The sequence below is a fragment of the Candidatus Hydrogenedentota bacterium genome, assembly GCA_012730045.1.
In the GTDB taxonomy this organism is placed as follows: domain Bacteria; phylum Hydrogenedentota; class Hydrogenedentia; order Hydrogenedentales; family CAITNO01; genus JAAYBR01.
In genome coordinates this window covers 1-14158 of sequence record JAAYBR010000032.1, presented here as the reverse complement: position 1 = coordinate 14158, position 14158 = coordinate 1, and the positions used below count along the sequence as shown (strand labels likewise).

General features: G+C 68.3%; 11 protein-coding genes and 1 pseudogene. 9 read left to right on the top strand and 3 right to left on the bottom strand.

The genetic code is table 11. From position 1 onward, the window contains the following. The first annotated feature begins 77 nt into the window (after window positions 1-77). The 3 genes and pseudogenes from GXY15_03340 (at window position 78) to GXY15_03330 (ending at window position 3653) form a co-directional block, all read left to right on the top strand. Window positions 78-1145 (top strand): annotated as a pseudogene (locus GXY15_03340) (DNA cytosine methyltransferase). 70 nt (window positions 1146-1215) lie between these two features. Next, window positions 1216-2097, top strand: coding sequence for a DUF4928 family protein (locus tag GXY15_03335; GenBank protein ID NLV40248.1), 882 nt, complete (start codon window positions 1216-1218; stop codon window positions 2095-2097). Window positions 2098-2285: 188 nt separating this feature from the next. After that, on the top strand, window positions 2286-3653 hold the full coding sequence (locus tag GXY15_03330) for a right-handed parallel beta-helix repeat-containing protein (GenBank protein NLV40247.1): 1368 nt from the start codon (window positions 2286-2288) through the stop codon (window positions 3651-3653). A gap of 105 nt (window positions 3654-3758) precedes the next feature. Here the strand turns inward: GXY15_03330 and GXY15_03325 are convergent, their stop codons facing one another. Then, window positions 3759-5192 (bottom strand): radical SAM protein, encoded by a 1434-nt coding sequence (locus tag GXY15_03325; protein NLV40246.1) that lies wholly within the window; start codon window positions 5190-5192, stop codon window positions 3759-3761. 351 nt (window positions 5193-5543) lie between these two features. Here GXY15_03325 and GXY15_03320 point away from each other — a divergent pair, with 351 nt between their 5' ends. The 6 genes from GXY15_03320 to GXY15_03295 all read left to right on the top strand — a co-directional run bounded on the left by GXY15_03320 (window position 5544) and on the right by GXY15_03295 (window position 12679). Then, window positions 5544-6299, top strand: a complete 756-nt coding sequence (locus GXY15_03320) for a uracil-DNA glycosylase (GenBank protein ID NLV40245.1) — start codon at window positions 5544-5546, stop codon at window positions 6297-6299. Beyond that, window positions 6296-7687, top strand: coding sequence for a HAMP domain-containing protein (locus tag GXY15_03315; protein NLV40244.1), 1392 nt, complete (start codon window positions 6296-6298; stop codon window positions 7685-7687). Before GXY15_03320 ends, GXY15_03315 begins: the two co-directional genes overlap by 4 nt. Before the next feature lie 102 nt (window positions 7688-7789). Then, window positions 7790-9196 (top strand): radical SAM protein, encoded by a 1407-nt coding sequence (locus GXY15_03310; protein ID NLV40243.1) that lies wholly within the window; start codon window positions 7790-7792, stop codon window positions 9194-9196. Between the two features lie 5 nt (window positions 9197-9201). Beyond that, on the top strand, window positions 9202-10779 hold the full coding sequence (locus GXY15_03305) for a hypothetical protein (GenBank protein ID NLV40242.1): 1578 nt from the start codon (window positions 9202-9204) through the stop codon (window positions 10777-10779). Window positions 10780-11028: 249 nt separating this feature from the next. After that, on the top strand, window positions 11029-11958 hold the full coding sequence (gene rbsK / locus GXY15_03300) for a ribokinase (protein ID NLV40241.1): 930 nt from the start codon (window positions 11029-11031) through the stop codon (window positions 11956-11958). A 28-nt stretch (window positions 11959-11986) separates the two neighbouring features. Next, window positions 11987-12679, top strand: a complete 693-nt coding sequence (locus tag GXY15_03295) for a hypothetical protein (GenBank protein ID NLV40240.1) — start codon at window positions 11987-11989, stop codon at window positions 12677-12679. 26 nt (window positions 12680-12705) lie between these two features. On the opposite strand, the gene GXY15_03290 is transcribed toward GXY15_03295, so the two are convergent. Together GXY15_03290 and GXY15_03285 are read right to left on the bottom strand one after the other, a co-directional pair. After that, window positions 12706-13791: an SGNH/GDSL hydrolase family protein gene (locus tag GXY15_03290; GenBank protein NLV40239.1), complete on the bottom strand. Its 1086-nt coding sequence runs from the start codon at window positions 13789-13791 to the stop codon at window positions 12706-12708. Between the two features lie 191 nt (window positions 13792-13982). Further along, window positions 13983-14158 (bottom strand): hypothetical protein (locus GXY15_03285; GenBank protein NLV40238.1); only part of this gene is annotated, 176 nt, incomplete at its 5' end.

Below are 14158 nucleotides of genomic sequence, written 5' to 3'. Positions count from 1 at the left end.
GGCCAAGCTTCATGGCGGCACCCGACAGTGTGCAGCGTCCGGATTGACAGCGGCAAGGCCGCAGAAAGCATCTTGGCATGAGCGAAGTGGGAAACAGCAGAACCGCGTTGGATTTCTTCGCGGGGAGCGGTCTCGTTTCCGAGGGCCTGAGTCCGTTTTTTGCGACGATCTGGGCAAATGACATCTGCGAGAAAAAGGCCGCAGTCTTCTGCGCCAACCATTCCTGGAAGGCGTTCACGCTGGGGCCCATTGAGGGTGTTAAGGGCGAGCGTCTGCCGGAAGCGGAGCTGTCTTGGGCCAGTTTCCCCTGCCAGGACCTTTCTCTGGCGGGCAATATGCGGGGCATCTCCGCGGAGAGAAGCGGTTTGGTCTGGCATTGGCTTCGCATCATGGATGAGATGGGCGAACGCAGACCCCCTGTGCTGGCCGCGGAGAACGTCGCGGGACTCGTGTCCGCGGAGGGAGGGGCGCATTACCGTCTGCTGCACAATGCCCTGGTCGAAAGGGGGTACAAGGTTGGGGCGCTTCTTCTCGACGCGGTTCATTGGGTGCCCCAGTCCCGCAAGCGGGTGTTTGTGGTCGCTGTAAAGCGTGACGTGGATACCCGGTGCATGGAGACGGCGAGACCAACGTGGTGCCATCCCCGCCCGGTGCAAAACGCCGCGAAGGGACTGAAGGACTGGGTGTGGTGGCACTTGCCGCCTCCCCCCCGCAGAAAGGTCTCCCTGGAGGATTTGATTGATTTTGACGCCCCGATGGACGTCGAAGACAAGAGCAGCCATGTCTTGGCGCTTGTTCCGGAGACGCATCGCAAGAAGATCGAGCATGAAAAGCGGCTGTCCGTTTTTCCAGGATACAAACGGGTCCGCAACGGACGGCAGGTGTTGGAACTGCGTTTTGACGGAGTGGCGGGTTGTCTCCGCACTCCGGAGGGGGGGAGCAGCCGGCAGTTCCTGGTTATCAGGCGTGACGGCAAGCTTGGGACACGCCTGCTGACCGTTCGGGAGGCGGCCGCCCTGATGGGAGTCCGTGAGGGGTACAAGATTCCGGGCACTTACAACGATGGCTACAGGGCCATGGGGGACGCGGTTGTCGTCCCCGTGGTTCGCTACCTGTCACAACATTTACTTGCCCCACTGGCTGACATCGCGGGGAGAAACGAGTGTGAATGTGAATCTGGACAAGAGGCTGCGGGAATTCGCGGAAAAAGAAGGAATGAGGGGGAAAGGGCCGCTGTGTGTGGCCCTAGTGGTCACCCGGCACGCGCGGGACGTGGGACTACCCCTGGCACCTGACGAGCTTCTTACCGATGCCGGGGGGCAGGTCGCGGGGCTGGGAAAGGCGGCGGTGCAGTCCATTTTAAAGGACCACGGCATCATCCGGACACTGGCCGAAGAGGGTGGAAGGACAAGCCGCGGAAGCGTCGGCAACATGAAAAAGTATGTTGCCTTTCTGAACAACCTGCACTCGAAGAAAGAGGCTGATCTCACATTCATTGAAGAGTGGTGGGTTCAACGGGTGAGGGCATTTTTTGCGGCGGGGCCGTTCTTTCTGAACTATGACACGTCGAAGTCGCTGCGGGCGGTGGTAAGGGATTTGCTGGCCCAGGCACAGAAGAGACAGTCGCAGTTTCCGGGAACCACCTTCGCGGGAACCATGCTCCAGCATCTTGTCGGGGCAAAACTGACGCTTCTTTTGCCTGCCGGAGTTGAACACCATGGGGCCAGCGTGGCGGATGATCCTTCTGGAAGGCCCGGAGATTTCATCGTTGAGGATGTGGCGATACATGTCACGATGCTGCCATCGGAAGCCCTGATGCAGAAATGCGATAAGAATCTGGCCAACGGCCTCAAACCCGTGATCATCACCACGGCAAAGGGCGCGGCGATGGCGGAAGGGCAGGCGGAGCTGGAAGGCATTGCGGACCGGGTGGACGTTTTCGAGGCGGAGCAGTTCCTGGCGGGAAATCTCTATGAAATTGGGAAGTTCGGCGGTGCCGGAAGGAAAGCCACGGCCGCCCAGCTTGTTGCGGAGTACAACAAAATCATCGAGGAACACGAAACTGACCCAAGCCTGCGGATTAAAGTCACCACTTGACGCCGTGGTTCTTTGAAATTCCTTGCTTCCCACCTCCTCCGACCGGTTGCTTGAGGTCGTTCTTGGCGGAGTTTCCTCTCGGTTGACCGAAGGGCTTTCCCCTGTTAAGCTGACGGTCTGCGTTCGAAACGCCGCCCCACATCCGCCTTCCGTGCCGGCACGGAATGACCACCATGGGAGAGAACAGAGTGACTGGCAAACGGGTGCTGACAGTTCTGGGCGTTCTCGCGGCGGCGGGGATGGCCGCGCTGCTCGTGGTGCCGTCGCTGGTGTTTCCGCCGAACTTGGCGGGGTCGCCCGGGCTGCGGGACGCCGTGCGCGACCTGTCGGGCGCGCTGCCCGTGTTTCCCGGCGCGGAGGGTTTCGGCACGGACACGCCCGCCGGGCGCGGTGGCGCGGTGCTGCGCGTCACGTCGCTGGAGTCCGCCGGGCCCGGCACGCTGCGCGCCGCTTTGGAGACGCCGGGGCCGCGCGTGGTGGTGTTCGAGGCGGGCGGGGTCATCCGCCTGTCGGAGCCGCTGACCATCCCGCACCCCTTTGTGACCGTGGCGGGCGAGACCGCGCCCCCGCCGGGGATCACGCTGACGGGGGCGGGGCTGGTCATCGCCACGCACGACGCGCTGGTGCGGCATCTGCGCATCCGCGTGGGCGACCGGATGCCCGGCCCGCCGGGGGACGCCCGCGACGGCCTGTCGGTCTATCCGGGCGGGGACGGTCAGGCGTTCAACGTGGTGGTGGACCACTGCTCGGTGGGCTGGGCGGTGGACGAGGGCGCGAGCCACTGGGGCGCGGGCGTGCGCGATGTGACCTTCAGCGGCTGCATTTTCTCGGAGAACCTGTCGCACTCCATCCACCCGGAGGGCGAGCATTCCAAGGGCCTGCTCCTGGGCGACCACGGCCGGCGGATCGCCGTCGCCGGGTGCCTCTTCGCGCACAACGACGAGCGCAACCCCTATGTGAAGGGCGACGTCAGCGCGCTGGTGGTCAACAACCTGGTCTACAACCCGCGCCGCAACGCGATGCACGTCGGCGACTACAATTCGTCCGGCCCCTCCCTCACGGCGTTCATGGGCAACGTGCTAAAACCGGGACCGGACACGCGCCGCGGGGTGCCCCTGGTCACGGTGCACGTCCACACCCAGCGCACGGCCGTCGTGGGCATGTTCGACAACCTGTGCCCGGGCCGCGCCGAATGGGGCGAGTGGGCCTGGTCCACCCGGCGTGTGAACCTCGCGCGGCTGGAGGACTCACCGGTGCGCGTTTCCCCGCTCACTGTGCGCCCCGCCGCCACGGTGGCGGACTGGGTGCTGGCCCATGCGGGCGCGCGCCCGGCGGACCGCGACGCGGTGGACACCCGGGTCGTGGACGAGGTCCGCACCGGCGCGGGGCGCATTATTGACAGCCAGGAGCAGGTCGGCGGCATGCCCCAGGACGCCGCCACGCGCCGTCCGCTGGAGCTGCCGCCGGCCCCCGGCGCCGACGACGACCGCGACGGCTACACGAACCTCGAGGAATGGCTGCACGCGCAGGCGGGGGAGGTGGAGGGGGCGGAGTAGGGGAGAGGACTCCTCCGACCGATCCGACGGATCCGACCGATCAGTCGGATGGCAGAGCCCGGTCCGGCTTCCCACCGGGGGGCCGGGTTCCGCCGCGCGCTCCGGCTATGAACCGCCGCCGCCAAGCAATTGCTTGTTCGCACGCAGCAGGAACTGCATGCCGTACCCCAGCAGGGAGGTCCGCTGCGGATGGTCCCGAAGGATGCGCCATATGCGGGACGGCCGCATGTAAAAAGTCCGCTGGGCTTTGCGCTGATAGGCGAACAGAACGTTGTCCGGAACCGCCGACAGGTTGATGCGCACGTTGGACAACTCTATGTCGCGGTAATCCAGGGCGGTCATCCTTTCGGGCACGGTTTCCATGGCCAGGCGGTAAAGCGCGGTTCCCGGATACGGCGTCACGGTGAAGAAGGATGCGGTGTGCGTCTTGGAATTGAGGCACACGTCAATGGTCTGCTGCATCTCCTCCGCCGTCTCCGTTGGAAAGCCCAGCATGTTGAAGCAGTGGACGAACACGCCCCGGCGGCTCGCCCATTCCATGGTCTGCAGGAACTTCGGGATGTTCAGCCGCTTCCCCATGAGCTCCTGGATGCGCGGCGAGCCCGACTCGAGGGCGAACGAGCAGAAATCCAGTCCGGCCCCGACCAGCGCGTCCATCGTCTCCTCTTTGAAGATGTCTGCGCGGACCCCGTTTGGCGCGGTGATGTGCACCTTGATGTTGCGCCGGTTCATGAGCTCGGCGATCTCGATCACGCGCCGGTTGTCAAGATTGAACACATCGTCCAGTATCTCCACCGTGTCTATGCCGTAGGTCTTGACATAGTGCTCTATCTCGTCAACGACGCGCCCGGCCGAATGGGCGCGGAAGCGTTTCTCGAACACGCGGTGGCAATAGATGCACTTGTAGGGGCAGCCCCGGCTTGTGAACAGCGAAATGTACTTCCGGTGCGGGATCGGCGTGAACGACAGGGACTTCCAGTAGTCTTTCATGTCTATGAGGTCATAGGCCGGAAACGGAAGCGAGTCCAGGTCCTCTACGAGGGGCGTCTCGCCGGGATTCCTCACCACAGAGCCGTCCGGGGCGCGCCACATCAGGTTTGGTATTTTGCTCAGGTCCCTGCCGCCGTCGAACCATGCGTTTATCAGCGCCTCCAAGGTCAGCTCCCCCTCCCCCGACACGGCGGCGTCCGCCTCCGTGCCCGCCATCGCGTCGGCGCCCGAAGCCGTGACATTCGGGCCGCCAAGCACAATCAGGGCGTTGGGAAGACCCTTCCGAATCATGCAGGTCAGGGGGGGAACCTCGTGCGCCGAGGGCGTCAGGGCGCTGATGCCCACCACGTCCGCCCCGAAGTCCACGGCGTGCTTTGCGAGCTCTTCAACCGAACAGTTGTCCTTCCGCTGGTTGACGATGCGGATGTCGGTGTCAAACTTCTCGCGCAGATACGCCGCCAGATAGAGCAGGCCCATCGGGGGGGCCACTTGCGGGAGCAGAAACACGGGCTTGGCCGCGATGGCGAGAAACACACGCAGACGATTCACAGAAGAGCCTCCTGACTGCCGAAAAGCCCGAAACGCTGCTCCACGGCGGATTTGCATTGTGGCGCATGAACCCGGAACATGTCAAACGACGCGGCCGCGCACGGGGGGCAAATGACGGTCTCCCGCCCCGCCGCCGCCGCCCGACCCCGGCGCCGATGGCGACCGCGACGGCCACGCGAACCCCGGGGAATGGCGGCATGCGCGGGCGGGGGAGGTGGAGGGGGGCGGAGCAGGGGAGAGGACTCCTCCGACCGATCCGACGGATCCGACCGATCGGTCGGATGGCAGAGCCCGGCCCGGCTTCCCGCCGGGGGGCGGGGCCGTGCTATCATGGGCACCCGGAGTACCCCCATGACCGACGCTTCCAGAACGCCCGAAGAACTCTACGCCGAGGCGGTGGAGGACGTGCGGAGCCTCGCCAAGAAGGCGGCGCGCGGCACGCCGCCCAAGGTGCGCCTGTCGCGCCACACCGCCCGCCTGCTGGAGGGGCTGTCCACCGCGCCCGCGCCGCCGCGGGCCGCCGCCGCGTGCGGGCCGCCGGACGGGCTGGAGCGCATCGCCGACGAGGTGCGGGGGTGCACCGCCTGCCCGCTCCACGCCACGCGCCGCCACACGGTGCCCGGCGAGGGCAACCCGAACGCGGACCTGGTCTTTGTGGGCGAGGCGCCCGGCGCGGACGAGGACGCGCAGGGCCGCCCCTTCGTGGGGCGGGCGGGCCACCTCCTGACGGACATTATCGAGAAGGGCATGAAGATCCCCCGCGGGAGCGTTTTCATCTGCAACGTGCTCAAGTGCCGCCCGCCGGACAACCGCACGCCGAACCCGGAGGAGGTGGCCTGCTGCGAGCCCTTCCTCCTGCGCCAGCTCGACCTGCTGCGGCCGAAGGTCATCTGCGCCCTCGGCGGCACGGCGGCCCAGACCATTCTCAAGACCAACGCCACCGTCGGCAGCCTGCGCGGCGTGTGGCACACCTACCACGGCATCCCCCTGCGCGTGACCTACCATCCCGCCTACCTGCTGCGGAGCCCCGGCGAGAAGGCGAAGGCCTGGGTGGACATCCAGGAAATCATGCAATTCCTCGGGATCGCCCCGCCGCCCGCGCCATGAGCGTCCGTGTCCCCGACGAGACCCCGGCCCCGCTTTCCCCGCCCCTTGCGCGCTGGCGGAACACCCTCTTCCTGCGCGTGGTCGTGCTGTGCGGCGTCTTGCTGCTGTGTCTGTTCGCGGCCGTGGTGGTGATCGCGCGGTACTTCTTCCACGAGGCGGCGGTGCAGATGGAGGCGAGCACCCTCGACATCGCGCGGAGCCTGGAACTCCGTCTGGACGAGGGTTTCCAGGGGGACTATCAGGCCCTCGAGGGCGAGCTGATGGACCTGCACAAGGGCTTCGACATCCGCCTGGAGGACCGCCCGGCGGCCGAGGAGCCCGGCGCCACCTTCACCATCGAGCGGCAGCGGGACGGCAGCTTCCTCCGCGTGGCCCGCGTGCCCCTCACCAGCGAGGGGCGGACCGTGCTCCTCACCGCCTCCATGACCATCGTGCCGCAGACGGAAATCCTCCACGCCTTCACCAGCCGCTACCTCCTCGCCGTGACGGCGGTGTTCCTGCTCGCCCTGGGCGCCATGGTCTGGTTCATCTGGAAGGCCCTGCACCCCCTGCGGCGGCTCGCCGAGAGCTGCGCGGCCGTCGGTTCGGGGCATCTCGAGCCCGTGGCCACCTCCGGGGCCTCCGGCGAGGTCCTCGCCCTGGAAACCACCTTCAACCGCATGATCGAGTCCCTGCGCGAGAAGGAGACCGTCGAGGCGCGGCTCCGCCAGGCCCAGCGCCTCTCCGCCCTCGGCACGCTCGCCGCGGGCGTCGCCCACGACGTGCGCAACCCCCTCAACGCCATCAAGCTCCTCTCCGGCCACGCCGTGGAGCAGCTCGGCGACCCGGACTCCCCCCCCGCCCGGTCCCTGCGCACCATCCGCAACGAGGTGGGCCGGCTCGAGGAGATCGTGTCGGGGTTCCTCTCCCTCGCGCGGGAGACGGAGCTGCACCCCGAGCCCGTGGACCTCGACGCCCTGCTCCAGGAATGCGTCGGCCTGCTGGGCCGCGAGGCCGACCAGCGCGGCGTGCGGCTCACGGCGGAATGCGGCGCGGGCGGGCTCCGGCTCATGCTCGACGCCCGCCACATCAGCCGCGCCGTGCTCAATGTCCTGCTCAACGCGCTGGAGGCCTGCCCCGAGGGGGGGCGCGTGCGCCTGTTCTCCCGCGTGACCGAGACGGCCTGCCAGGTGGAGGTCCGCGACGACGGCCCCGGCCTCGACCGCGAGGCCCTGGAGCGCGTGTTCGACCCCTATTACACCACCAAGCCCGGCGGCACCGGACTCGGCCTGTCCATCACCCGCGGGGTCATCGAGGAGCACGGCGGCGCCATCGAGATGACCTCCGCCCCTGGCGGCGGCGGCTGCCAGGTGCTCATCACCCTGCCCCTGGACCGTCTGCGCGCCTGACGCCCGGGAAGGGACCCGGCCCCCGGAGTGTTGTTCCACCGGGCGGAGACACTATAGTAGGTGTTTGCGGCGCCCCCGCGGGCGCCCCAACCGGAGCGGCTCATGAAGATTGTGTTTGTCATGCCCTCGTACGAGCTGGTGAAATCGTACGGCGGCGGCGGCGTGCTGCGCCGGGGCATTCTGCCCCCGCTGGGCGTGGGGTATCTGGCCGCCTCCGCGGAGGCGGCCGGGCACACGGCGGCCTTTGTGGACGCCCAGGCGCTGAACCTGGACGAGGCCGCCGCCGTGAAACGGGTGCTGGACCTGGAACCCGACGCCGTCGGCATCTCCTGCCTGACCCAGCTCGCCGACGCCGCCCGAAGGATCTCCGGCCTGCTCAAGGAGGCGCGGCCCGGCCTGCCCGTCATCATGGGCGGCCCGCATGTGACCTCCTTCTTCGACAGCGCGCTCGCGGATTTTCCCGGCGTGGACATTCTGGTGCCCGGCGAGGGCGAGGAGACGCTGGCGGAACTGCTGGGGGCCCTCGAACACGGCCGGCCGCTCGACACGGTGAAAGGGCTCCTCTACCGCGGGCCGGACGGACGGCCCGTGACCACCCCTGTCCGCCCCCCCCTGCGCGACCAGGACCTCCTGCCGCACCCCGCGCGGCACATCTATGAGGACCGCCTGTATGCGCCCCTGCCCAACCAGTGCCGGCGCCGCCCCGCGACGACGGTGATCACGTCCCGCGGCTGCCCCTACGGCAAGTGCCGTTTCTGCTTTCAGGGGGGGTGCTATGCCGCCCCGTACAGCCGCCGCAGCCCGGAGAACGTGGTGGACGAATTGAGGCGGCTCGCCGCGCGCGGCATCCGCGAGGTCATTTTTTGGGACGACAATTTCTGCATCAACGGCAAGTGGGTGTCCCGTTTCTGCGACCTGCTGGACGGGGAGCGGCTGAACCTCACCTGGACGGTGTTCGGCAGGGTGAACACGGTGACGGAGGAGATGCTGCGGCGCATGGCGCGCTCGGGCTGCTACAACGTCTATTACGGCTTTGAGTCGGGCAACCAGGGCATGCTGGACGCGATCCGAAAGGGCATCACCCTGGACCAGGCGCGGCAGGCCGTGAAATGGGCGAAGGCCGCGGGCATGGAAATCCGCGGGTCGTTCATCTTCGCCATGCCCGGCGACACGCCGGAGATCGCCGAGGAGACCATCCGTTTCGCCTGCGAACTGAACATAGACTGGATGATCTTCTACCCCTACCATCCCAGCGCGGGCACGGCCCTGGGCGACTTGGCGGCCCTTGAGGGCACCCTCGTGCCCCCGGGCACGGAAATGCACCAGCCGGTCTATGTGCCCAAAGGCTACCGGGACGCGGAGCAGGTTTCGCGGGTCATCCGGTCCGCCTATCGCCGCTACTACCTCCGGCCCCGCTACATCGCCCGCGCCCTCTGGCGGGCGAGAAACCCCGTGGTCCTGCGGAATTACTGGGATGCTTTCCGCTACTGGCTGACTCTGGTAAAGTAGGGGGCATGGCCCGGAACGAACACAGCCCACGGCGCGGGGTCCGCCCCGCCGTCCTTCTGCTCCTTGCGGTGGGGATCGCCCTGTCGGTCCGCCTGTGGGGCCTGGGCGACCGGAGCCTCTGGTATGACGAGGGGGCCACGACGCTGCTCGCGGACGCCCTGGCGTCCCCCCTGGACGCGCTTGATTGGGGCCGGACCAACGATCCGCCCCTGCTCACCTGGCTGGCGGTGCTGCCCAACCGTGTGCTCGGGCCGTGGCTGGGGCTGGACCGCGCCACGCGTGCCCACGACGCGCTCGTCCACGTCATTCCCCTGCTTTTCTCCACCGCGGCGGTGGCGCTGGCCTTCGCCTGTTTTCGCCGTGTTCTCGGCCCGGGCGCCGCCTTCGGCGGGGCGCTGCTCTGCGCCCTGTCGCCCTTTCAAATCATGTACGCCCACGAAATCAGGCCCTATGCCTCCATGCTGCTCATCGCCCTGGCGGCATGGTACTGCCTGGACCGCGCGCTGGAGGGGAACCGCCCCGGCTGGTGGGCCGCCTACGCCCTCGCGGGCGCGCTGGGCATGTACAACCATTTTTTTGCCGCGTGGGTGCTGCTCACCCTTGCGCTGACGGGCGGATGGGCCGTCCTGTTCCGGTGGCACCTGCTTCCGGGGTGGTTTCTCGCCAACGCCGCCGCCGGCCTCCTGAGCCTGCCCATGCTCCTCATGGCCGCCCGGGCCGGAAGACTGATCGCCAGCATCACGAACGTCTACACCATCCATCCGGACGCAAAGCAGTTTCTGATCACCTTCAAGACCTTCCTCGCGGGGTTCACGGACCGCCGCGAGGTGTACTGGCCGCTCCTGGCCGTTTCTCTCGCGCTCTTTCTCGCCGGCCTCTGGAGCCTGCGGCGCGACCCCCGGCGCGCGGGCATGGCGTTTCTGCTCGTGGTGTTTCCCGTGGCGGGAAACCTGCTCTTCTGGCAGTTTCCCCGGGTGCCCTACTACGAGCACCGGCAGTTCCTCTTTGCGGGCGCCGTCTACTGCGGCGTGGTCGCCCTGGGGATCGCCGCCTTGCCGCGCCGTCCCCTGCGGGCCGTTGTCTGGGCCGTCCTGCTCGCCCTCATGGGGGTGACCGTGGCGGACGAGCATGCCCAGCGCATCCACCCCCTGGACACCCACCTCATGGGGGTGCGCTACAAGCCCGACAACCGCGCCGCCGCCCGCCGGATCGCCGACGGGTTTCAGCCGGGCGACCGGGTGCTGCACGCCAGCCACTTCACCCTGCTGCCCCTCCGGCATTATCTGCAAGGACGGAACATCCCCCAGCAGTGCATTTACGGCGACCCCGCGGAGCTGGAGGGATTCCTCGGCTCTTTTCCCAACCCGAACGCCTGGGAGTTCTACGGTGCCATGCCCGTGCCCGTGGACGAGGCGCTGGCGGGCGCGCGCCGCGTCTGGTATGTCGAGTCCTGGTGGGAGCACACCCGCCGCCCGCCCCACGTCCTCGCCCTGCGCGAGCGCGTCCTGAAAAGCGGGCACCTGCTCACCTACGCGCCCTTCGACGGCGGACTCCTCCTCCTGGTGGAACGGGCACCCGGTTGATCCCGGCGGCGCCCTCTTTTTCAACGCCATGCCCGTCTCCTCCGCGGGGGAGGGGCGTTCCGCCCAGGACGGTGCGCGTTGTTCCGCGCTTTCGCGCAGCCTGCCCGATGCTGACCGCTGTCTTGCCCGTTGGAGGGGTCTGATCCCCCGCATTGCGGTCCCGGGTTCCGGTTGCTATAATCCCCGTGACGGCAAGAAGGGGGCTGCTTGCCGCGGCCGGACACTGCAACAGGTGGAAGGATGAGCCTCATGGACGCGAGAAAGGTCTTGGTCGTCGGAAGCTCCAGCATGGACCTGGTTCTGCGGGTGTCCCGCATGCCCCGCTCCGGTGAAACCGTCATCGGCCAGTCCTTCCAGACGGTGTCGGGCGGCAAGGGCGCGAACCAGGCGGTGGCCGCGGCGCGGCTCGGCGGCGAGGTCTCCCTCATCGCCTGCGTGGGCGACGACCTCTTCGGCCGCCAGCAGCTGGACGGCCTCACCGCCTCCGGGGTGGACGTGTCGCACGTGCGCACCGTCTCCGACGCCCCCACGGGGGTTGCGATGATCCTGGTGGGCGAGTCCGGGGAAAGCAGCATTGTGGTGGCTTCGGGCGCGAACTTCTGCCTGCGCGCCTCCGACGTGCTGGAGCGGCGCGAGGTGTTCCAGGACGCCGACGCCGTCCTGCTCCAGCTGGAGACCCCCCTGGGCACCGTCGAGGCCTCCCTGCGCATGGCCCGCGAGTGCGGTGCCCTCGCCATCCTCGACGCCGGCCCCGCGCGGAACCTGTCCCCTGACATGCTGTGCCTGGCCGACATTGTCTCGCCGAACGAGACGGAGGCCGAGACCCTCACGGGCATCGCCGTGGACACGATGGACGGGGTGCACAAGGCGGCCCAGGAGCTGCTCGACATGGGCGTGGACCACGTGGTCCTCAAGCTCGGCGACCGCGGCTCCTACTACCTCGGCCCGACGGGCGAGCTGCACGTCCCCGCGTTCCCGGTGGAGGCCGTGGACACCACCGCGGCGGGCGACGCCTTCACGGCGGCCCTCGCCCTGCGGTGGGACCCCGCCCGCATGCGCGACACCCTGCGCTTTGCGAACGCCGCCGGGGCGCTGGCCGCCAAGAGCGAGGGGGCCCAGCCCAGCATGCCGCTGGCGGCCGCGGTGGACGCGTTTCTGGCGGCCTATCCCGCTGAGTGACCGGTTTCGTCAAGAGGAGAAGACAGAGGTGGCCAATTCCCTACCGAAGATTTCCCTGTCCGCGGCGTCCCTTCCCCAGCTTCACTTGGAGCCGTTTCTCCGGGGGGACACGGGCGCCGACGAATGGTTCATGCCCCTGGGCGACCCGTCTGAGACGCCCCTGCGCGGGCTGGGCGCCGACACCGTCCGGGCCGCCGCCGCCGCGTCCGCCCTGCCCTGCCATCTGCACGTCCCCGTGTGCGGCGGGTCGGCGGTGCTGGAGGCCCTCGCGGGGCTCGGCTGCGCCCGGGTCACCCTCCAGCTCGAGGGCTGCCCCCACCCCCACCGCGCCCTCGGGCGCCTGCGCGACCTCGGCGTGTCCCCCGGCATCGCGATGCTCCCCTGCACCCCCCTGACCAAGGCGGACTATCTTCTTCCGCTGGTGGACCGCGTGGTCCTCCTGTCCGCCGAGCCCGGCGGCGGCGCGGCCGCCGCAGGACCCGTCACCGAGCGCGTCAAACTCCTCGGCGAATACCTCCGCTACCAGGAGCTTCGCGCCGGGATCATCGTCCACGGCTGCGCCGACGTCGCCCTCATGGGCCGCGCCGCCCGCCTCGGCGCGCAGGGGGTCGTCGTCGAGGACCTCCTCCCCCCCGACGCCCGCGACACCACCCCCGAATCCTGCCGCGTCCACCTCGACCAGTTCCGCGGCGCCCTCTCCACCGCCATCCGCATCGCCTGACGGGCGCGGGCCGCCGCGTTTTCGCCCTACCGCCGGCCCTCCGGAGACGGCGCGCTTCGGCGCGCCTGGCAGAGGGGCTGGAGCGCCTCCACCAGCAGCTCACCGCAGATCCGGTGGCCCTCCGCGTTCCAATGCCCCCCATCCTCGGCAAAGACCACCGATCCGGAGGCGGCGGCCCGCTGAACGGCTTCCGCGACACCCTCCACCCGCACGAGCCCCCGGCGGACGCAGATGTCACGGAACGCCTCCGAATACGGCTCCCGGGCCTCCACGTCAAACACAAGCAGGGGCGTCTCGCCGCAGCGCACCCGGATTATCTCGAACAGCCTCTCCGTGGTCTCCACCGCCCGCTGGAAAGGCGGAAACTGGGGCCCCTCTCTCTCGATGATGTTCTCGACGGTGCTCTCCGGGGTGGGAAAGCCGTTCCGGTTGTCCAGGCGGTAGGCCAGCGAGCGGAGAAGCGCCGAGGGGAGGGGGCGGACTCCCTGCGACCACCGGCCCTCGCCCGGGTTGATGCGGCGAATGGACCCGTCCGCAAAGAGAAACGGCTGGGCGACATGGCACTGGTTCTTGGCGCTTGCGCGCGTGAGTTCCGGCTGGTTTCCGATGAAGTCATTCCTGCAGAACTGCCAGACCACGACATGGGGCCGTATCCGGTCCATCCACGCGTCCAGCACCAGATACTCCTGGAGCGTTCCGTAGCCGTCGGCGCCGTAGGCGAAGACCTCCAAATCGAGCATCCTGCCCGCCACGGCGTGGAAGGGCTCCGGCTGGCTCACGTCCTTGGCGAAGGTGAAAGAGTCGCCGATGAAGAGCACGCGGCACTTGGCGGAACCGGGGTCGCCGAACGCGCGAAACCCGTTCGCGTCGGTGACGATCTCCACGGGGTGTTCGGCGCCCGCCGCATCCCTCTTCACACCGGAGAAATGGAAGTTCGGGCGCGTCCGCCAGCCGCGCTCCCCGTCGCGCTCCAATTCCGGGCTCAACGGCACGGGACCCAGCGCGCCCTTGATCCGGAACGCGGCCTCGCAGACCAGAAACACAAAGAAAAACGAGCACACCACCAGCGCCAAGGCCGCAAGGAGTCTCTTCCTGCGTTCGGATGCGGGCATTAAACAACCTTTCGTCGGGACGACGGCACCCCCGCGGCCGCCGGGAAAGCCAAACAGTGACACACCGCCCTCCGTCCCCGCAAGTGCCCGGAGATTCCCCGCCCCGGGTGTGAAAGCCCGCTGCAAGCCGCGTTCCCCTCGGCCCGTTCCACGGCGCCCTCCCCACCGCCTTCCTCCCTCCGGACTCCGGACTACAGACTCCCCACTCCCTTCCCCCCGCGCAGCCACTCCACAATCCTCGCCACATTCTCCGGCACGGGGTCCGCGCCGTTGAGGACGAGGTCCGCGTGGGCGCGGGTGGGGCGGCACCATCGGTCGGCCATGGGCTTGACGGTCTCCGCGTACTGTTCGCGGACGCTTTCCTCGG

What these genes read in the sequence shown, in the direction of transcription:
- GXY15_03335 (NLV40248.1), top strand. Translation starts at nt 1,216, where the DNA reads ATGAGGGGGAAAGGGCCGCTGTGTGTGGCCCTAGTGGTCACCCGGCAC.
- GXY15_03320 (NLV40245.1), top strand. Translation starts at nt 5,544, where the DNA reads ATGACCGACGCTTCCAGAACGCCCGAAGAACTCTACGCCGAGGCGGTG.
- GXY15_03315 (NLV40244.1), top strand. Translation starts at nt 6,296, where the DNA reads ATGAGCGTCCGTGTCCCCGACGAGACCCCGGCCCCGCTTTCCCCGCCC.
- GXY15_03310 (NLV40243.1), top strand. Translation starts at nt 7,790, where the DNA reads ATGAAGATTGTGTTTGTCATGCCCTCGTACGAGCTGGTGAAATCGTAC.
- GXY15_03305 (NLV40242.1), top strand. Translation starts at nt 9,202, where the DNA reads ATGGCCCGGAACGAACACAGCCCACGGCGCGGGGTCCGCCCCGCCGTC.
- rbsK (NLV40241.1), top strand. Translation starts at nt 11,029, where the DNA reads ATGGACGCGAGAAAGGTCTTGGTCGTCGGAAGCTCCAGCATGGACCTG.
- GXY15_03290 (NLV40239.1), bottom strand. Translation starts at nt 13,791, where the DNA reads ATGCCCGCATCCGAACGCAGGAAGAGACTCCTTGCGGCCTTGGCGCTG.